Raw genomic sequence first — 19,689 nt, forward strand, 5'->3', positions numbered from 1 at the left:
CATTCATGCATCCAGCGCGACGGGCCGGCCGGACGCAAATGACAGGGCCGCCGCATCGGCGAGCTTCTGCGCGGCCACACCATCGTGTATCGATGTACGAAAGCTGCTTTTGGCGTGGATTTGCTCGAAGAAATGCGCAATTTCTAGCCGATACGCTGCACGATAGCGCTCTAAAAAGAAGGCATCCGGACCGTCGGTCTGTGCGCCACCCGCATCCATCCTCAGCACCTCGGTCGCCCGGTGGTTGCCCGCCACCAGCAGCCCTTTGGAGCCCAGCACTTCAAAGCGCTGGTCATAACCATAAACCGCGCGGCGCGATGCATTGATCTGGCACAGCCTGCCAGAACGCGTGCGGATGCTGACCAGGGCAGTATCAATATCGCCGGCCTGGGCGATGGCTGGATCGCCAAGGCAGGCACCTGTGGCGCTTAACCACACCGCTTCGTCGCCTCCGTCGACGCAAAGAATCCAGCGAAACAGGTCGAAATCATGGATCAGCATGTCGCGAAAGATGCCGCCCGATTGCTGAAGGTAGGCAATGGGCGGCGGAGCGGGGTCGCGGCTGGTGATGGCGAGCAGCTCCGGCGCACCAATCTCACCCGCGCACAGACGGCGCTTGAGCGCATTGAAGGTGGGATCGAACCGGCGCTGAAACCCCATCATGCAGGCCACCCCGGCCTGCTGCACGGCCGCCTCGCACGCCTCTGCCCGCGCCACTGAGAGATCCACCGGCTTCTCGCAAAAGATGTGCTTGCGCGCGGCTGCAGCGCGAACGATCAGGTCGCTGTGCGTGTCGGTTGGTGAAGCGATGACCACGGCGTCCACATCAGGATCGCTCAGTGCCTGCGCAACCGACGCTGCCTGCGCACCCAGGGCATGGGCCAGCGATTGCGCACTCTGGACCACCGGGTCGCTGATATAGCGCAACTGCACACCGGGCAGCGCGGCGAGGTTGGACGCATGGATCTGGCCGATGCGACCCGCGCCAAAGAGGGCAACTTGTTTCATGGTTGAAAAATGCGGAGAACGACGAGAACGGCTACCCATTCCATGGTGCAGATCAGGCTTGCCGAAAATAGAACCGGGTTTCTACTAGGAAAATAAATAGAAAAATATTTGCAATGTCGATAGATTATATCTACTATAAAAGCAATAAATCAAGGAGCAAGCTATGAGTAAAACCCCTATTCGCAAAGCGATCTATGCCGTGGCCACCGTTGCAGCCCTCGCACTGGCACAGCCCTCCTCTCCCGCCTACGCCGACAACGAGCGCATCGCGGCCCTCTTCCACAACATGGCGGAACCGTTCTTCGTGTTCATGAACCGTGAACTGCAGGACGAAGCAAAAAAGCTGAAGGTGAAACTCAGTGTGATTGATGGTCAGGCAAGCTCCCCCAAACAAAGCGCCGATGTCTCTAACGCGCTGACCAGGGGGGTGGACGGCATCATCATTGCGCCCACGGATGCCAAAGCCATGGTCTATGCGCTGAACGAAGTGCTGGACGACAAGGTGCCCGTGCTGACCGTCGATCGCCGCGTTGATGGTGCCAAACAGGACATTGCGCATGTCGGCGCAGACAACGTCGCAGGCGGCAGGATGATGGCAGACTGGGTCATCCAGAACTTCCCCGATGGAGCCCGCATCGTCTTCTTGACCGGTCAGCCGGGCAGCAGCTCAGCGATTGATCGCGCCAAAGGCGTACACGACAGCTTTGCGAAAGCGGGCCCCCAGTACCAGATCGTCGCCGAGCAAACGGCGAACTGGGCCCGTGATCAGGGACTGACGGTGACCTTGAACATTCTCACCTCGCTCAGCGGCACGCCTCCGCAAGTCATCGTCTCCGCCAATGACGACATGGCACTGGGGGCCGCCGAAGCCATTCAATCGTCAGGGCTGGCAAATCTCGGCATCCAGGTGCTGGGCTATGACGCCTCACCCGATGCGCTCAAGAAGGTGCGCGATGGGGAAATGGCCGCCACCGTCGAACAAAGCCCTGGCCGACAGATCCGTACCGCGCTCCAGATGCTGGTGGCCCACCTGCGTGACCAGACGGCCATGAAGTCGACAGCCATCGCGCCGATTCTGATCACCAAAGCCAACCTCTCTGAGGCAGCGCGATTCAACGAAGTCAAGTAGCACGCCAGCGCCTTCCTGCCGAGGTCTCCACACGGTCTCGGGAGATTCGTAATCCATCTGACTGGGCCCAGGTTCTTCAGCGCCTTCCTAACCGCATTCAGCGCCTGGCCATCGCCCCTTCCAAGCACAAGGAGTCAAGATGACTGTCAGCTTGTTACAAGCCCGGGGGATTCGCAAATCCTTCCCCGGTGTCAAAGCGCTGGACGATGTGCAGCTCCATGTCGCCAAAGGCGAAGTGCACGCCTTGCTCGGCGAAAACGGTGCCGGCAAGTCAACGCTCTTAAAAATCCTGGCCGGTGCGCAACCGGCGGACGCAGGAACCATCGAGTTCGATGGCGCCCTGCTCTGCCCAACGGACAGCCCGATGCAGCGCCAACAAAAAGGCATCGTCACGATCTACCAGGAATTCAACCTGCTACCCGGTTTGACCGTGGCGGAGAACATGTATATCGGTCGTGAGCCCCTGCGCCACGGCTTGATTGATTGGTCAAAGCTCTACGCCGACGCGGAGCGCGTGATCCAGGACCTCAAGATCGACCTTGACCCGAGGGCGGAAGTGCGCTCGCTGAGCGTGGCCAGGCAGCAGATGGTCGAGATCGCCAAAGCCATGACCTTCCAGGCCAAGCTGATCATCATGGATGAGCCCACGGCGGCCTTGAGCGGGCGTGAGGTTGAGCAACTGCTGGACATCGTCCGAAACCTGCGCTCCCGCGCCATCGCGATCATCTATGTGTCGCACAAGCTCAACGAGGTCAAAACCATTTGCGACCGCTACTCTGTCTTTCGTGACGGCCAATACGTCTGCACCGGGTCGGTGGCCGATGTGGCGGTCCGAGATTTGGTGCGGCAGATGGTCGGCCGCGACGTGGTGGGCATCAAGCGCCGCTCCCCAGACCACATCGGAGAGGTCGTCCTCATGGTCGAAGGCGTGACCCGGCTGAAGGCGGTTTCCGGGACCAGCCCCACACCACTGGTAGACATGTCGGTGCAGGTGCGTGCTGGCGAAATCGTCGGGTTTGCAGGGCTGGTGGGTGCCGGCCGTACCGAGATGGCGCGTGTGATCTTCGGTGCTGACCCCTGCGATAGCGGCACCGTTCGCCTCATGAATCACCAACTGACGCTGCGCTCGCCCAGGGACGGTATCGATGCCGGAATCGTTCTGGTGCCAGAAGACCGCAAGCAGCAAGGCTGCTTTCTGATGCACTCGATCCGGCAGAACATGACCCTGCCCAGTCTCAGCCGCCTCAGCAAGATGCGCTGGTTCATCGACGAGGCGGCAGAGACCCGGATGATCGAGGAGTACCGCCGCAAACTGTCCATCAAGATGTCCAGCGACCAGGTCACCATTGGCACCTTGTCGGGGGGAAACCAACAAAAGGTCTTGCTGGCTCGCTGCATGGCACTGAATCCAAAGGTCTTGATCGTGGACGAGCCGACGCGCGGCATCGATGTCGGGGCCAAGGCCGAAGTTCACCAAGTGCTGTTCGACATGGCCGCCAAAGGCGTGGCCGTGATCGTCATTTCGTCGGAGCTCGCAGAAGTCATGGCCGTGAGCGACCGCATTGTGACCTTTAAAAACGGTGCCATCACCGGCTCCGTGTTGGGTAGCGAAGCCACCGAAGAAAAACTGATGCACCTGATGGCGCTGGGGGCTCCCCAGCCGCCCGCGCCACAGGCGGTGGCTGCCTGAGCCAAGAAAACGGAGACAAATCAGCATGACCGACACCACTGCGGCCCTCAAGCTTCCTCAACCGCGCAAATTCGACATCGTCGCCTTCCTAGAACGCTATGGCGTATTGCTATTCCTGGTGCTGCTGATTGTGCTGTTCGCCACGCAAAACCCGCGCTTCATCTCCCTGCGCAACGTCTCCAACATTCTGACGGAGGTGTCGATCTACGGGATCATCGCTGTCGGCATGACCTGTGTGATCTTGACCGGCGGCGTGGACCTGGCTGTCGGCTCCTTGCTGGCATTCTCAGCGATGTGTGCCGCCGCCGTGGTCATGGCCCTGGGCGGTGCCTTCCCCATGAGCTGGCTCGTCGCACTGCTCGTGGCCTGTGCGGTAGGAACGGCAGCGGGCTACCTGCAGGGCAAGACGGTCACCTGGCTCAATGTGCCGCCCTTCATCGTGTCTCTGGGCGGCATGACCATCTGGCGGGGGGCAACACTGATTCTGAACGACGGAGGCCCCATCAGCGGCTTTGATGAGGGTCTGCGCTGGTGGGGCCGCGGCAACGTGTTCGGTGTGCCGGTTCCCGTGCTGGTGTTCATCTTTGTATCCGCGTTGGGCTACATCACCTTGCGCTATACACGCTACGGTCGCTCCATCTATGCGGTTGGCGGCAACCCCGAAGCCGCTCGGCTGTCGGGCCTCAACGTCAAGCGCATCTTGGTGAGTGTCTATGTGCTGGTGGGCCTGCTGGCGGGTTTGAGCGGTTTCCTTCTGGCAGCGCGCCTGGGATCGGCAGAAGCGGTCGCGGGCGTGTCCTATGAGTTGCGCGTGATTGCGGCCGTCGTCATCGGGGGCACCAGCCTGTTTGGCGGCCTGGGCGGTGTGGGCGGAACCATCATTGGGTCATTGCTGCTGGGGGTGCTCCTCAATGGCCTGGTCATGCTGAACGTCTCCGCTTACTACCAGCAGGTGGTCATCGGCATCATCATCGTGATCGCCGTCGCATTCGACACCTACGCTAAATCGCGCCGTGGTGCCAAGCAGTGATGCGCAGAAAAAAAGCTTTTCCCCTGCGGCACCCGGCCATCCACGCGCTGGCGGCTGTAGCCACCAAGCGCTTGCGCAATGCCGCCATGGCCAAGCGCCTGGGCTGCGCAATCGCCATCGCCAGCGCTGCTTTGGCCCAGCCCGCATCCCCGCCTCCACGTCCATGGGCTGCCGCTTGCCTTGGATTGTTCAACCCTGAGCCATCTCATCCATCCCTATGACCAGCCCCCCAACCCTCCCCATCCCTCAGGGCCGCAGATTTGACCTGGTCTGCCTGGGTCGGCTTGCGGTGGACCTCTATGCCCAGCAGATTGGCAGCAGACTGGAGGATGCCACCAGCTTTGCCCGCTACCTGGGCGGCTCGTCCGCCAACATCGCCTTCGGAGCTGCCCGGCTGGGCCTGCGCACCGCGATGATCTCGCGCGTAGGTGATGAGCAGATGGGCCGATTCTTGCGCGAAGCACTGCTGCGAGAAGGCTGCGATGTCTCGCAGATCCAGACCGATGCGCAACGCCTGACAGCACTTGTGCTGCTGGGCATCAAGGACCGCGACACCTTCCCCCTGCTCTTCTACCGTGAAAATTGCGCAGACATGGCACTGGACGCCGCGCAGATCGATGGGAACTTTATTGCGCAATGCCGTGCGCTGCTGATCACCGGAACGCACCTGAGCACGCCTACCGTGCAAAAGGCGTCGGTCGTGGCACTGGACCATGCCTGCCAGCACGGCGTGCTACGGGTGCTCGACATTGACTACCGACCGGTGTTGTGGGGCCTGACCCAGCCCGGTGAAGGCGCCAACCGCTACGTGGCCGATGCGGCAGTCACCGCCAGGCTGCAAGCGATGTTGCCGCGCTTTGATCTGCTGATCGGGACCGAAGAGGAGTTTCTCATCGCCGGAGGGGTGCCTGACGACCTGATGGCCTCTTTGCGCGCGGTGCGCTGTGTGACAGCCGCTGCCATGGTCGTCAAGCTGGGCGCGGCTGGCTGCTGCTTTATTCCTGGCGCGGTGCCCGAGCGCATCGAGGATGCGCCCACGGTGCGCGGTGAGCGTGTCGAGGTACTCAACGTTCTGGGCGCCGGAGATGCCTTCGCCGCAGGCCTGCTCAGCAGGCTGTTGCGCGGCATGGATTTTCAGCAGGCCGCCAGGCAAGCCAATGCCTGTGGCGCCATCGTGGTGTCACGCCACGCCTGCTCGGCGGCCATGCCGACGATGCCCGAGCTCAAGCACTGGTTCAGTGGCAGTCGCCATCCCAAGGTCGATGCGGATGCACAGCTGGCCCACCTGCACCGCACCACCGCCGCACGCACGCCCTGGCCCTCGGTGGTGGTACTGGCCTTTGACCACCGGGCCCAGTTTGCCGATATGGCACGCGAGGCCGGCTGCGATGAATCCCGCCTGCCCGCCCTCAAGCAGTTGCTGGTCAAAGCCACTGCCGAGGTGGAAGCCAGCCACGCTTTGCAAGGGCGGGTAGGTGTGCTGATCGACGGTGTGTACGGTGCCGATGCACTGGCGGCCGCCACCGGCCGGGGCTGGTTCGTCGGTCGCCCGGTGGAGCTGCCACTTTCACGCCCGCTGCAATTTGACCAGACAGCTTCTTTGGCCTCGCAACTCCTGAACTGGCCAGCGGAGCATGTCGTGAAGTGTCTTATCTACTACCATCCCGACGACCCCGTCGCACTCAGGCTGCAGCAAGAGGCGCAATTGCGCACCTTGTGGGAGGCCACCCGCGTCAGCGGCCACGAACTGCTCCTGGAGGTTGTGCCTCCGGCAGAACTACTGCCTGAAGACCAGACCGAGGTGCAACGCGACGCGCTGGTGCTGCGCTCCATCCAGCGCTTGTACAACCTGGGCCTCAAGCCCGAGTGGTGGAAGCTAGCGCCACTGTCTTCGGGTGCATGGGACCGGCTGGCCACAGTGATTGCAGAGCGGGATCCCGCATGCCGCGGTGTCGTGATCTTGGGCCTGAACCAGCCGCTGGACTATTTGGCCAGGAGCTTCGCACAAGCAAGCAATCCGATCATCAAAGGCTTTATGGTCGGGCGCACCCTGTGGACGGGCCCCAGCCTGCGCTGGCTCAAAAACCAGATTGACGACGACCGCCTGGTGCACGACGTCGCCAGCAACTTTCGTAGGCTGGTGCAAGCATGGGATGCCAGCCGCGCAACAGGCATCCAGCCACCGATGCAAGACGCCTGAGGACCAGACCATGAGCAAGACACAACGCATCACCATGGCTCAGGCGCTGGTGCGCCACCTGGCCGCGCTGCGCGTGGAAATGGCCGACGGCAGCCTGCAACCCTACGTCGCAGGCGTTTTCTCGATCTTCGGCCACGGCAACGTGGCAGGGCTGGGCGAAGCGCTGGCAGCAGAGCGCCAGACTCTGCCAACCTGGCGCGCCCACAACGAACAGGGCATGGCCAATGCCGCAGTAGCCTATGCAAAAGCGCAGTTTCGCCAGAGAATTCTGGCGGTCACCACCTCGATTGGCCCGGGGGCCACCAACCTGGTGACCTCCGCCGCGCTGGCCCATGTCAATCGCTTACCGGTATTGCTGCTCCCCGGCGATATCTTCGCCTCCCGCGCGCCAGACCCGGTGCTGCAGCAGCTGGAGGACTTCCACCACGGCGATCTGAGCGTCAACGATTGCCTGCGGCCCGTTACCCGGTACTTTGACCGCATCATGCGACCGGAACAACTGCTGGTGGCGCTGCCCCGCGCCATCCAAACCATGGTTGACCCGGCAACCTGCGGCCCCGTTTGCCTGGCGCTGCCGCAGGACGTGCAGAGCCAGGCTTTCGACTGTCCTGCGCACTTCCTGCATCCCGAGACGCTGCGCTTTCGGCGCATGCCCCCCGATGGCGACGAGCTTGCGCATGCCATCCACCTGCTGCGCAGCGCACAGCGGCCGCTGCTTGTCGCAGGCGGCGGGCTGCTCTACAGCCAGGCATGGGAGGCGCTGCGCGCCTTCGCCGAGACCTACGGCATGCCCGTTGCCGAGACCCAGGCCGGCAAGGGTAGCCTGCCCTGGGCGCATCCCCTCAACGTGGGCGCCATCGGCGTGACCGGGTCCCCCGCGGCGAACACGCTTGCACGAGAAGCAGACTTGGTGTTTGCCATCGGCACGCGGCTGCAGGACTTCACCACGGGCTCCAACAGCCTATGGGGTCCGGTGCCGATGCTGAGCTTGAACGTACAGGGTTTCGATGCCCGCAAGCGCGGCTGTAGCGCACTGGTCGCTGATGCGCGCACGGGACTTGAACAGCTGCATGCTGCGCTGGGCCGCTGGCAAGCAGCGCCGACCTGGACCGCGCGCGCCCGCGATCTTGCGGCCCACTGGGCCGCACGCGTGACCGAGCTGACCACCACGCCCTTGCCCGGCGAGCTGCCCTGCGACGCCGAAGTCATCGCTGCGGTGCAAGACTCGGCCCCCGACTCCGCCGCGAACGACATGGTGGTGTGTGCCGCCGGCACCCTGCCGGCCGAGCTCCACAAGCTTTGGCGCACCAGCACCCCGGGCGGCTACCACGTGGAGTACGGCTACTCCACCATGGGTTATGAGATCGCCGGCGGCCTGGGCGCCAAGCTCGCGCGGCCCGACAAGGAAGTGATCGTCATGGTGGGCGATGGCTCCTACATGATGATGAATTCGGAGATCGCCACCTCGGTACTGCTGGGCCGCAAGCTGCTGGTGGTGGTGTTGGACAACCGGGGCTACGCATGCATTCACCGGCTGCAGCGCGCCAGCGGCTCGCCCCGCTTCAACAACATGCTCGATGACTGTGTCGCCGAAGGCGGCACGGCCTCGGCCATCGACTTCGCGGCACACGCGCGCAGCATGGGCGCAGAGGCGGTGCATGTACAAAACATCGACGCCCTTCGCCAAGCGCTTCTTGCGGCCCGTGCCGCCAGCGGCACCCAGGTGATCGTGATCGACACCAGCGCCGAGCGCAGCACTGCCGACGGCGGCTGCTGGTGGGAGGTAGCGATCCCCGAGGTGTCTGCCTGTGCCGAAGTCAACGATGCACGGGCACGCTACGAACGTGCCAAGCGCAGTCAAAAACTGTGAGTCCTATCCCGAGAGGAAAGCCCGCCATGAACCCCTGGAACGTCCCTATCGGCATCAACCCCCTGTCCTGGATGAACGATGACCTGCCCGCCCTGGGCGGCGATACGCCACTGTCTACCGCACTGCGTGAGGGCGCCGACATTGGCTACACCGGCTTTGAGCTGGGTAACAAGTTCCCCAGCGATCCCGCCGCACTGAAGGCCGTCTTGGCCGAGTACGGGCTGGCTTGCGTCTCTGGCTGGTACTCCGGCCACCTGGCCCAGAGCACCGTGGAGGACGAAGTCAAGCGCTGCAGCGCCCACCTGAAAAAGCTGCACTTCAACGGCTGCAAGCTGCTGGTGTATGGCGAGGTGACGGGTTCCATCCAGGGGCGCATGGACATCCCCCTGTCCAAGCGCCCCCGCTTCACAGACCAGGCGCAATGGGCCGCCTATGCCGCGCGCCTCAATGTATTTGGCGCGCAGATAAAAATAAGGTACGGCATCACGCTGGCCTACCACCACCATATGGGCGCCTACGTGGAGTCGCCGCAGGATATCGACCGCCTGATGGCGCTGACGGATCCCGATTGCGTGTCATTGCTGTTTGACACTGGCCATGCCTTTTATGGCGGGGCGGGTGACCCGGTTGCGCTGCTGCGCAAGCACATCCAGCGCGTAGCACATGTGCATTGCAAGGACGTGCGCGCAAGCGTGATCCAGCAGACGCGTAACCAAGGCTTGTCTTTTCTTGCCGGGGTGCTCAATGGCACCTTCACCGTTCCAGGCGACGGCGACCTGGATTTCAACGCCGTGCTAAGCGCACTGCATGAGGCCAACTACGAAGGCTGGCTCGTGGTCGAGGCCGAGCAGGACCCGGCCGTCGCGCCCAGCTACGCCTACGCCAAGAAAGGCTACGAAACCCTGCGCCGCATCGTCAACACACTCGGCGTCACCCAGGCGGAGGTGCACTGACATGGCACTCAGTCCCCTTCTCATCAAAGCGGCAGCCCAAGGCCGCACCATCGTCGACGTCACCCCTGCGCGCGCGGGCTGGGCCCATGTCGGCTTCAAGGTGCTGCGCCTGAAAAAAGGCGACACGGAGCGCTTCTCGACCGAAGAACGCGAGCTGTGCATCGTGGTGCTGACTGGCACGGTAGACATGGAAGTGGACGCGCAGCGCTACCGGCAATTGGGCACACGCGACAGCGTGTTTGATCCGGTATCGCCGGCAGCACTGTATGCCCCAGGCCATGCATCCATCCACATCCACGCGCTGCGTGATGCCGAGCTAGCGCTGTGTAGCGCCCCTGCCGGCAGCCAAAAGCGCGGGGCGTTTGTGCTTGATTCAGCTGCGATGAAACGCTCGGTGCGCGGCCAGGGCAGCAACACCCGCCATGTTTGCGACATCCTGCCGCAGGAAGACCCACGCGCCGCCCACCTGCTGGTGGTGGAGGTGCTCACGCCAGCGGGTAACGCCTCCAGCTATCCGCCGCACAAGCACGAGCGCGATGCGCTGCCCGAAGAGACGATGCTGGAAGAAACCTACTACCACCGGCTCAATCCGCCCCAAGGCTTCGCGTTTCAACGGGTCTACACCGACGATCGCAGCCTCGATGAATCCATGGCGGTCGAGAACCACGACACCGTGATGGTGCCGCGCGGCTACCACCCGGTGGTGGCGCCCCACGGCTACGACCTCTATTACCTCAACGTGATGGCTGGGCCAAGCCGTTGCTGGAAATTCAAAAACGATCCGGCGCACGCGTGGATGCTGCTGCCGGATACCCAGGACCGCCTCGCGACGCCCCATAGCTAGCGCCCTTTCGCGGCCCTCCTCCTTCCTCCATCCGCTTCCATCGACACCGGCCTGCACCGGTGGCGCAGGGGATGCGTTTGCCTGAAGACACCGTGTGATTTCCCCCAACTTTGACCAACGAAGGAGAACGCCATGAGGAAAAGGCTAGACCATCTACCTGCTGCCATGCTGCTATTGGCCTGCATGCCGGGCGCGGCCCAAGCGTTGCAGCTTCCGTCGAACGCGCCTGCACAGCCCGAGCGCCGTGATCCCACCAAGGAGCTCGTCAGCAAGATCCATGAAGCAACGGGGCTTGAGTTCTGGGGCTATGGCCGTGGGGGTGCCTACGGGGCCTCCAGCGGCCAGCCCAAGGGCGGTTATTCGCTCGGTGGGGATCTGCAGAAATACCGCCTTGGTAACGAAGGCGACAACTACCTGGAGTTCGGCATTGGCAAGAAATTCGCCTTTGGGGACGGCATCAAGCTGGGGGTTTTCTATATGCCCACCCTCTACAACGGCAAAAGCGGCACCGCCCAGGCCTATGTCTCGCTCAGCGGTATTTTGGGCAGCACCGCCACTTTCTGGGCAGGCCAGCGTTACCACCGCATCCAGGATGTACACCTGGTTGACCACTGGGTGGTAGAAGACGGTGACAACTACGGCGCCGGTATCGATGACATCGCTTTGGGCGGCCTGGGCCGGCTCAATGCCGCCGTCTATACCGCCGACTCCATTGACAACAAGGGTGGCAACCCCAACAAGGCCAAGCGCTTTAACCTGCAATGGCAAGACATTCCCAGCAACCACAATGGCAAGCTCACCCTGACAGCCGCCATGGTGTCTGGCGACTTCGCCCAAGGGCGCAACGGGGCAGCCCTCGGACTGATGCACCAGCAAAAAGACTTTCTGACGCCCGGGTTGAACAATACCGTGGTCCTGCAGACCTCCAGCGGGCACGCCGCGATCAACGGCAAGTTCTACAACCTGGGGCTCAGCAGCCTCCAAAACGCTGCCAGCTTCGGATCGGAGCCTGTGCCTGTGCCTGCGACGCCTGGGGCTTTCGTGGCCAATGCGGCGCAGCAAGCCGGCGCGCGACAGTACCGCCTACTCGATACGCTCCAATTTCAACGCGGAAAATGGGGCGGGCAAGCCTTGGTCGGCTTTCAATCCGTGCGCCCAGACCACAGCGCAGCAACCCGGGATTTCTCACTCGGGGGCAGGATGTCGTATGGCATCGCGCAGTACACCAAGCTGCTGGCTGAATTTGGCACGACCCGGCGCAGTAGCAAAAACCAGCCTCTGCAAACCCTCAACAAGGCCACCCTGGCCCTGGCCTTCTCGCCGAACACCGACTTCTGGACGCGCCCGGAGCTGCGGCTCTACGTCACCCATGCGAACTGGAACCAGGCAGCTGCCCGTGCGAACTCCAGCAGCTTTGGTGCCAAGGGCCGCAGCAGCGCCACCAGTTTTGGCATCCAGGCAGAAGTTTGGTGGGACTGAATCCCGGGGCCACCCCCGGCTTGGCAGGCCGCAGGCGCAGCTAAGCCGTACAGAACGCAGCGCATGCCTCGGCGCAAACCGGGACTTGGCGGATGGGGCCCATCCCTAGAATTTCTGTCCGATGCCGCTCGCAGTGATCCGTACTGAAGGCGAGTTCATCCTGCCCTCGTCTACACTTGCGGCCATGAATTCGACCGAGCGCTCCGCCACCCCATCCAGCCCTAGTCGCCCCCGCTTGGTGCAGATGTGGCAGACCTGGTGGCGCGGGCTGTCACCTTCGCGTCAGGACCGCTATGCCGCCATTGCCCCCTTGGTGGCGGTGGTGATGTTTTTCATTGCCATCGTGGCGGCATTTTGGTACCTGCGCAGCGAGGAGCTGGAGCGCGAGCGCGAAGCCATGCGCCGGGACGTGGAATATGCGCAGCAGCGCATCCGCCTGCGGCTGTCCGAACGCCAGGAGCAGCTGATGCGTCTTGCCCGCGATGTGGGCAACCAGGACGTCGACAAAAATGGCTTCAACGACCGGGCCGATACCCTGATCAGCCAGTACGCCGAGCTGCAGGCCCTGACCTGGATTGACAGCGCGCGCCAAGTGCGCGCGACGCAGTTTGGCCCCAGTGTGGCGGCCGAGAACCTGCTCACGCTGGACGAGGTGATCCAGAAAAAGGAGTTGCTGGAGCTCTTTGACATGGCCCGTGACCTGCAGCAACCGGTGTTCTCCCAGCCGCTGGCGACCACCGAGACCGCGCCCATGCTGCTGCTGGAAGTGCCCATCAGCCAGAAGGGCCGCTTTGGCGGCGTGCTGCTGGCCGAGTTCTCGATCGAGAACCTGCTGCGCTATGGCACCCCCACCGAGATCCTGGCGCGCTACGCCGTCACTTTGCAAGATGGCAAAGGCACCACCCTGGCCGGGACACCGCTCACCCCCCGCCTCGCCGCCCAGCGGCTGCTGCCTTGGCGCGCCGTACCCAACGAGTTTGATATGCCGGTGGCACCGGTGGGCAACAGCTTGAAACTGCGCGCACAGGGCTACCACACCTCGCTCGGCCTGGTCAGCAACGGCCTGTTCTGGCTGGTCTGTGTGCTGAGCTTTATGACGGCCTGGCTGCTGGTGGCAACCTGGCGCCACACCCGCAAGCGCATCCGCGCCCAAGAAGCCCTGCAGGGCGAGACCAATTTCCGCCGCGCGATGGAAAACAGCGTGCTCACGGGCATGCGCGCGCTCGATCTGCAAGGCCGCATCTCTTATGTGAATGCCGCCTTTTGCCAGATGACCGGCTGGAGCGAAGAAGAGCTGGTGGGCAAGCTCCCGCCCTACCCCTATTGGCCCGAGGGTGACCAGAGCACCTACCACGACATGCTGATCGACGAGATGAGCGGCAAGGTGTTTCCCGGTGGCTTTCAGATGCGGGTCAAGCGCAAGAACGGCTCCATGTTCGAAGCGCGCCTCTATGTCTCGCCGCTGATCGATGGCCACGGCCGCCAGACCGGCTGGATGACCTCGATGACCGACATCACCGAGCCCAACCGCATCCGCGAGCAGCTGTCGGCCTCGTATGAGCGTTTCACCATCGTGCTGGAGGCGCTGGATGCCTCGGTCTCGGTCGCGCCGCTGGGCAGCGCCGAGCTGCTGTTTGCCAACAAGCTCTACCGCCAATGGTTTGGCTCGCAAACGGTGGGCCATCTGCAATTGGTGGCGCAGGCTGGCGTGCTGCCAAGCAACAGCAATGCCAGCACCAGCATGGACGATGAAGACGGGCTGATGGGCCTGCCCAGTGACGAGATCACGACCGCCGTCAGCGGCAATGCCGAGATCTACATTGCCGAGCTGGGCAAATGGCTGGAAGTGCGCTCGCGCTACCTCAACTGGGTTGATGGTCGCCTGGCGCAGATGGTGATCGCCACCGACATCACCCCGCGCCGCCATGCCGAAGAGCAATCCGCACGCCAGGCCGAGAAAGCCGCCACGGTGAGCCGCCTGGTGACCATGGGCGAGATGGCTTCCAGCGTGGCCCATGAGTTGAACCAGCCGCTGTCAGCGATCAGCAACTACTGCTCGGGCATGATCACCCGCGTCAAGAACGGCAGCCTGAGCGAGGAAGCCCTGTTAGGCGCGCTGGAGAAGACCGCCCACCAGGCACAGCGTGCCGGGCAGGTGATCCACCGCATCCGCTCCTTTGTCAAACGCAGCGAACCCAACCGCGCGCTGGCCGATGTCGGCGATATCGTGAGCGAAGCGGTGGAGCTGGGCTCGATCGAGCTCAAGCGCCACAATGTGCGGCTCTCTTACCATGTGGCAGCCCGCCTGCCCAAGGTGCAGGTGGACAGCATTCTGATTGAACAGGTGCTGATCAATCTGATGAAGAACGGTGCCGAATCCATTGCCAATGCCGAGCGTCCGGCGCACCAGCGCATGGTCGAGCTTCGTGTGGTTCCTCGAAAAATCGAGGCCACGGATGTGATAGAGTTTTCCGTTCAAGATACAGGGCGCGGTCTGTCACCCGAGGCACTGGAGCGATTGTTCCAGGCCTTCTTCTCTACCAAGAGTGAAGGTATGGGAATCGGCCTCAATCTGTGTCGCAGTATTGTGGAATCTCACCATGGCCGGATGCAGGCCGAGAACCTCTACAATGGGCCAGAGGTGACAGGCTGTAATTTCAGCTTCTGGATTCCGGTGGCCTCCCAAGCGGAATCGGCTGATTAGCCAGCGCTATACCAACACTGATAGAAGGAATTGTGCATGAGCTTGATCCCCAAAAAGGGCACGGTCTACGTAGTCGATGATGATGAAGCGGTTCGTGACTCGCTTCAATGGCTGCTGGAAGGCAAAGATTACCGCGTACGCTGCTTTGATTCGGCCGAGTCCTTTTTGGCACGCTACGACGCTCGCGAAGTTGCATGCCTGATTGTCGACATCCGCATGGGTGGCATGAGCGGGTTGGAGCTGCAAGACCGTTTGATCGAAAACAAGTCGCCGCTGCCCATCGTCTTCATTACCGGCCACGGCGATGTGCCGATGGCGGTGGACACGATGAAAAAAGGCGCAATGGATTTCATCCAAAAGCCTTTTGACGAGGCCCAGCTCGATGCTTTGGTGGAGCGCATGCTCGACCAGGCGCGCGATGCCTTCGCCGGCCACCAGCAAGCGGCCAGCCGCGATGCGCTGCTGGCCAAGCTCACCGGCCGCGAGTCGCAAGTGCTTGAGCGCATTGTGGCCGGCCGCTTGAACAAGCAGATCGCCGATGACCTGGGCATCAGCATCAAGACGGTGGAGGCACACCGTGCCAACATCATGGAAAAGCTGGGTGCCAATACCGTGGCCGATCTGCTCAAGATTGCCCTGGGCTCGAATGCAGCAGCCAAGGCATCGTGATAAATTAGCGGCCTTCGCGCCCTGAGAATGACGCTTTAGCGACGCTATTCATAGCGCAATGCGCCTGTACCGGCTCCGGTACGGCGCATTTTTCAATTCCGCGCACCGTGCTGGGGGCTCGCCCGGCTCTTGGACAACGCGCAACCTTTTTGGATGACCACATGACTGCTCAATTGATCGATGGCAAGGCCCTTTCCCAGCAACTGCGTGCCGATGTCAAGGCGCGGGCCGACCAGCTCAAGACCAAGGGCATCGTTCCCGGCCTGGCGGTCATCTTGGTGGGCGACAACCAGGCCAGCCAGGTGTATGTGCGCAACAAGGTCAAGTCCTGCGAAGAGTGTGGCTTTCACTCGGTGCTGGAGAAATACGATGCCAGCATGACCGAGGCCGAGTTGCTGGCCCGCGTGGAGGCGTTGAACAACGACCCCAGCATCCATGGCATCCTGGTGCAGCTGCCGCTGCCCAAGCACATCGATGACCACAAGGTCATCGAAGCCATCTCGCCCAGCAAGGATGTGGACGGCTTCCATGTGGCCAGCGCCGGTGCCTTGATGGTCGGTGAAGTGGGCTTCAAGGCCTGCACCCCTTACGGCTGCATGAAAATGCTCGAATCGATTGGCATGAAGGACCTGCGCGGCAAGCATGCGGTGGTGATTGGCCGCTCCAACATCGTGGGCAAGCCCATGGCCATGATGCTGCTGGCGGCCAACGCCACCGTCACCATCACCCACAGCGGCACCGCTGACCTGGCGGCAATGACCCGCCAGGCCGACATCGTCGTGGCCGCCGTTGGCAAGCTGAACGTGCTGACTGCCGACATGGTCAAGCCCGGTGCCGTGGTGATCGATGTGGGCATGAACCGCAATGCCGAAGGCAAGCTCTGCGGCGATGTGGATTTTGACGGTGTCAAAGAGGTGGCCGGTTACATCACCCCCGTGCCCGGTGGCGTGGGGCCCATGACCATCACCATGCTGATGGTCAACACCCTGGAGTCGGCCGAGCGCGCCTGATCTCCCCAAAATCGCCTCGATCCCGCAGCGATTTGGCGCTGCGGTAAAACTATGAAAACGATAGCTGTTGGCATCCGCGTTGCAGGTGCCAGCAGCTTTTTTTGTGCTTAAATGAAAGGCAATGACCCAAGCGCCATCATGCCTCGCAGCCTGTGCCAACATGGCATTGATTGCGGGCTCATCGGCCCCATATAGACAGCACCATGACCAATCCATTGCTCGACTTCAGCGGCCTGCCCCGCTTTGACCAGGTTCAACCTGAACACATTGCTCCCGCCATTGACCAGCTTCTGGTTGAGAGTGAAGCGGCCCTCAAGACAGTGACGGCGCCCGACTTTCCTGCGCAATGGAACGAGATCGCCAAGGTGCTCGACGTCACCACCGAAAAGCTGGGCCGTGCCTGGGGCATGGTCGGCCACCTCAACTCGGTCGCCGATACCCCTGAATTGCGTGCCGCCTACAACGCAGAGATGCCCAAAGTCACCGCTTTTTGGACGCAGCTGGGTGCCGACGAAGCGCTGTATGCCAAGTACAAGGCCATCGACCCGGCAAGCTTGAATAGCGAGCAAAAACAGGCCTGGGACAACGCCATGCGCAACTTTGTGCTGGGCGGTGCCGAGCTGCAAGGCCAAGCGCGCGAGACCTATGCAGCGCTGCAAGAGAAAAGCGCCATCGCTTGCCAGAAGTACAGCGAGAACGCGATGGACTCGACCGACCAGTTTGCCTACTATGCAGAACTGAGCGAGCTGGCTGGCGTGCCGCAGGACGTCATTCAGGCCGCCCGTGCAGCTGCTCAGGCGGACGACAAGCCTGGCTACAAGCTGACCTTGAAGATCCCCAGCTACCTGCCGGTGATGCAGTTTGCCAAGAGCAGCGCGCTGCGCGAAAAGCTCTACCGCGCCTACACCACGCGGGCCAGTGAATTTGGCGATAGCAAGCTGGACAACACGCCGCTGATGGTCGATATCTTGAAAATCCGTGAGCAAGAAGCGCATCTGCTGGGCTACCCCAGCTTTGGCGAGCTGTCGGTAGCGCCCAAGATGGCGCAGTCCTCAGCCCAGGTGATGGCGTTTTTGCAGGAGCTGGCCAGCAAGGCCAAGCCCTATGGCCAAAAAGATGTGCAAGACCTGCGCGACTATGCCCGCACCGAGCTGGGCCTGAGTGATCCGCAGGCCTGGGACTGGGGCTACATCGGCGAGCACCTGAAAGAAGCGCGCTACGCCTTCAGCGAGCAGGAGCTCAAGCAGTACTTCCCGGCGCCCAAGGTGCTGGCGGGCCTGTTCCGCATTGTCGAGACCTTGTTTGGTGTGCAGATCAAGGCTGACCTGGCCCCCGTCTGGAACCAGGATGTGGCCTTCTACCGCATCGAGCGCGATGGCGTGCTGGTCGGCCAGTTCTACCTGGACCCCCCTGCCCGCAACGGCAAGCGCGGCGGCGCCTGGATGGACGATGTGCGCACCCGCTGGCTGCGCCCCGACAACGGCCAGCTGCAAACCCCGATTGCCCACCTGGTGTGCAACTTTGCAGCGGGCGTCGATGGCAAGCCGGCTCTTTTGACGCACGATGACGTCATCACTCTCTTCCATGAAACCGGCCACGGCCTGCACCACATGCTCACGCAGGTCAACGAGCGCGATGTCTCCGGCATTGGTGGTGTGGAGTGGGATGCGGTCGAGCTGCCCAGCCAGTTCATGGAGAACTTCTGCTGGGAGTGGGAAGTGCTGCGCCATATGACCGCCCACGTGGACACCGGCGAGCCACTGCCACGCGCACTGTACGACAAGATGATTGCGGCCAAGAATTTCCAATCGGGCATGCAGACCTTGCGCCAGATCGAGTTCTCGCTGTTTGACATGCGTATCCATACCGAACTGTCGGGTGACGGCATCAACGCGGATGCCATTTATGGCGTGATGCGCGATGTGCGCCGCCAGGTGGCCGTGCTCGACCAGCCTGACTTCAACCGCATGCCCAACACCTTCACCCATGTCTTCGCCGGTGGCTATGCCGCGGGCTACTACAGCTACAAGTGGGCTGAGGTGCTATCAGCCGATGCCTTTGCCAGCTTTGAAGAAGCGGCGAAGCAGCGCGGCAGCAGCGATGTGGTGGACCGCGAGGTCGGCCAGCGCTACCTGCACGCCATTTTGGAAGCCGGTGGCAGCCGCCCAGCCATGGAGTCGTTCAAGGCCTTCCGTGGCCGCGAGCCCCAGCTCGATGCCCTGCTTCGCCACCAGGGCATGGCCGAGCCACTGGGCGCCTGAGCGCATGCCTGTCGGGCACCTTGGCGGGTGCTTGCAGGCGGTAACCAGCCTCGGTGCCACCCAGGCATAATGGCGCCACAACAGCTATAGAGAGGGAAACGCATGAAGACAATGGCTTTGGGCAGCATGCTGGTCGGCACCGCACTGGCCTGCGCCGCTGGCTTGGCAAACGCACAAGCGGTGTACCGCATCGTGGGGCCGGATGGAAGGGTCACGTTTTCGGACCGTGCGCCCACCGCGGATACACCGAGCCAATCGGTATCGACGGGCGCCGTCACCGAACCTGCGGGCACACGGCTCAATGACTTGCCCCTTGAGGTCAAGCAAGCCGCCACCAAGTACCCCCTGACCTTCTACACCAGCAAGGACTGCGGCGCCTGCGACACCGCACGCCGCTACCTGTTGAGCCGTGGCGTACCCTTTGCGGAAAAAACGGTCACCTCCAACCAAGAGATCCAGGCGCTGCGCAAGCTCAACGCTGATGGCACGATCCCCTTCGCCACCTTGGGCAGCCAGCACCTGAGCGGCTTCAACGAGAACGACTGGAGCGCTTACCTGGATGCCGCTGGCTACCCCGCGCAATCCAAACTGCCTTCCAGCTACCGGCCAGCGCCTGCGCAGCCGATGATTCCCAAGGTGATTGCGCCGACCGCCCCAGCGGGTACGCAGCCAGCGGAAGCCGGCGGCGCTGCCCCATCGGGCAGCCCCAATGTCGAGCCTCAGCGGGTCACCCCAAACAATCCGACAGGCATCGTTTTCTAAGCACCAGCATTGCGCACACAAAACAATGGCCCGACCCGGCATCGCCTGGGTCGGGCCATTGTTTTTGAGCGCCTGGGTAC

14 protein-coding genes are annotated in these 19,689 nt (G+C 62.5%); 13 read left to right on the forward strand and 1 reads right to left on the reverse strand.

Features of this window, described 5'->3' with window-relative positions:
- Positions 1-3: 3 nt before the first annotated feature.
- Positions 4-1,008, reverse strand: coding sequence for an inositol 2-dehydrogenase (iolG, locus tag M2375_RS06070; protein ID WP_259164575.1), 1,005 nt, complete (start codon positions 1,006-1,008; stop codon positions 4-6).
- 163 nt (positions 1,009-1,171) lie between these two features.
- Here iolG and M2375_RS06075 point away from each other — a divergent pair, with 163 nt between their 5' ends.
- From M2375_RS06075 to M2375_RS06135, 13 genes are all read left to right on the forward strand, one after another.
- Positions 1,172-2,137 carry a sugar ABC transporter substrate-binding protein gene (locus M2375_RS06075; protein ID WP_259164576.1) on the forward strand — a complete coding sequence of 322 codons (966 nt, stop codon included), beginning with the start codon at positions 1,172-1,174 and terminating at the stop codon, positions 2,135-2,137.
- Between the two features lie 139 nt (positions 2,138-2,276).
- Entirely contained in the window at positions 2,277-3,827 is a 1,551-nt protein-coding gene (locus M2375_RS06080; protein ID WP_259164577.1) for a sugar ABC transporter ATP-binding protein, read from the forward strand.
- A gap of 25 nt (positions 3,828-3,852) precedes the next feature.
- Positions 3,853-4,857 (forward strand): ABC transporter permease, encoded by a 1,005-nt coding sequence (locus tag M2375_RS06085; protein WP_259164578.1) that lies wholly within the window; start codon positions 3,853-3,855, stop codon positions 4,855-4,857.
- Between the two features lie 217 nt (positions 4,858-5,074).
- The gene (gene iolC / locus M2375_RS06090) at positions 5,075-7,057 is read left to right on the forward strand and encodes a 5-dehydro-2-deoxygluconokinase (RefSeq protein ID WP_259164579.1); all 1,983 of its coding nucleotides are present in this window, start codon (positions 5,075-5,077) and stop codon (positions 7,055-7,057) included.
- Positions 7,058-7,067: 10 nt separating this feature from the next.
- Positions 7,068-8,927: a 3D-(3,5/4)-trihydroxycyclohexane-1,2-dione acylhydrolase (decyclizing) gene (gene iolD / locus M2375_RS06095; RefSeq protein WP_259164580.1), complete on the forward strand. Its 1,860-nt coding sequence runs from the start codon at positions 7,068-7,070 to the stop codon at positions 8,925-8,927.
- 26 nt (positions 8,928-8,953) lie between these two features.
- Positions 8,954-9,880: a myo-inosose-2 dehydratase gene (gene iolE / locus M2375_RS06100; protein ID WP_259164581.1), complete on the forward strand. Its 927-nt coding sequence runs from the start codon at positions 8,954-8,956 to the stop codon at positions 9,878-9,880.
- Between the two features lies 1 nt (position 9,881).
- A complete protein-coding gene (iolB, locus tag M2375_RS06105; protein ID WP_259164582.1) occupies positions 9,882-10,724 on the forward strand; it encodes a 5-deoxy-glucuronate isomerase in 843 nt (280 codons plus the stop codon).
- Positions 10,725-10,856: 132 nt separating this feature from the next.
- Positions 10,857-12,203 carry a carbohydrate porin gene (locus tag M2375_RS06110; RefSeq protein WP_259164583.1) on the forward strand — a complete coding sequence of 449 codons (1,347 nt, stop codon included), beginning with the start codon at positions 10,857-10,859 and terminating at the stop codon, positions 12,201-12,203.
- Between the two features lie 244 nt (positions 12,204-12,447).
- Positions 12,448-14,907 (forward strand): PAS domain S-box protein, encoded by a 2,460-nt coding sequence (locus tag M2375_RS06115; RefSeq protein ID WP_404979283.1) that lies wholly within the window; start codon positions 12,448-12,450, stop codon positions 14,905-14,907.
- Positions 14,908-14,943: 36 nt separating this feature from the next.
- Positions 14,944-15,576: a response regulator transcription factor gene (locus M2375_RS06120; protein WP_259164584.1), complete on the forward strand. Its 633-nt coding sequence runs from the start codon at positions 14,944-14,946 to the stop codon at positions 15,574-15,576.
- A 161-nt stretch (positions 15,577-15,737) separates the two neighbouring features.
- Positions 15,738-16,586 (forward strand): bifunctional methylenetetrahydrofolate dehydrogenase/methenyltetrahydrofolate cyclohydrolase FolD, encoded by an 849-nt coding sequence (folD, locus tag M2375_RS06125; RefSeq protein WP_259164585.1) that lies wholly within the window; start codon positions 15,738-15,740, stop codon positions 16,584-16,586.
- Between the two features lie 203 nt (positions 16,587-16,789).
- Complete coding sequence (locus M2375_RS06130) at positions 16,790-18,847, forward strand: M3 family metallopeptidase (protein ID WP_259164586.1); 2,058 nt, start codon at positions 16,790-16,792, stop codon at positions 18,845-18,847.
- Between the two features lie 102 nt (positions 18,848-18,949).
- Positions 18,950-19,609 carry a glutaredoxin family protein gene (locus tag M2375_RS06135; RefSeq protein ID WP_259164587.1) on the forward strand — a complete coding sequence of 220 codons (660 nt, stop codon included), beginning with the start codon at positions 18,950-18,952 and terminating at the stop codon, positions 19,607-19,609.
- Positions 19,610-19,689: the final 80 nt, after the last annotated feature.

The sequence above is a fragment of the Comamonas sp. BIGb0152 genome (assembly GCF_024809975.1).
GTDB lineage: Bacteria > Pseudomonadota > Gammaproteobacteria > Burkholderiales > Burkholderiaceae_C > Comamonas.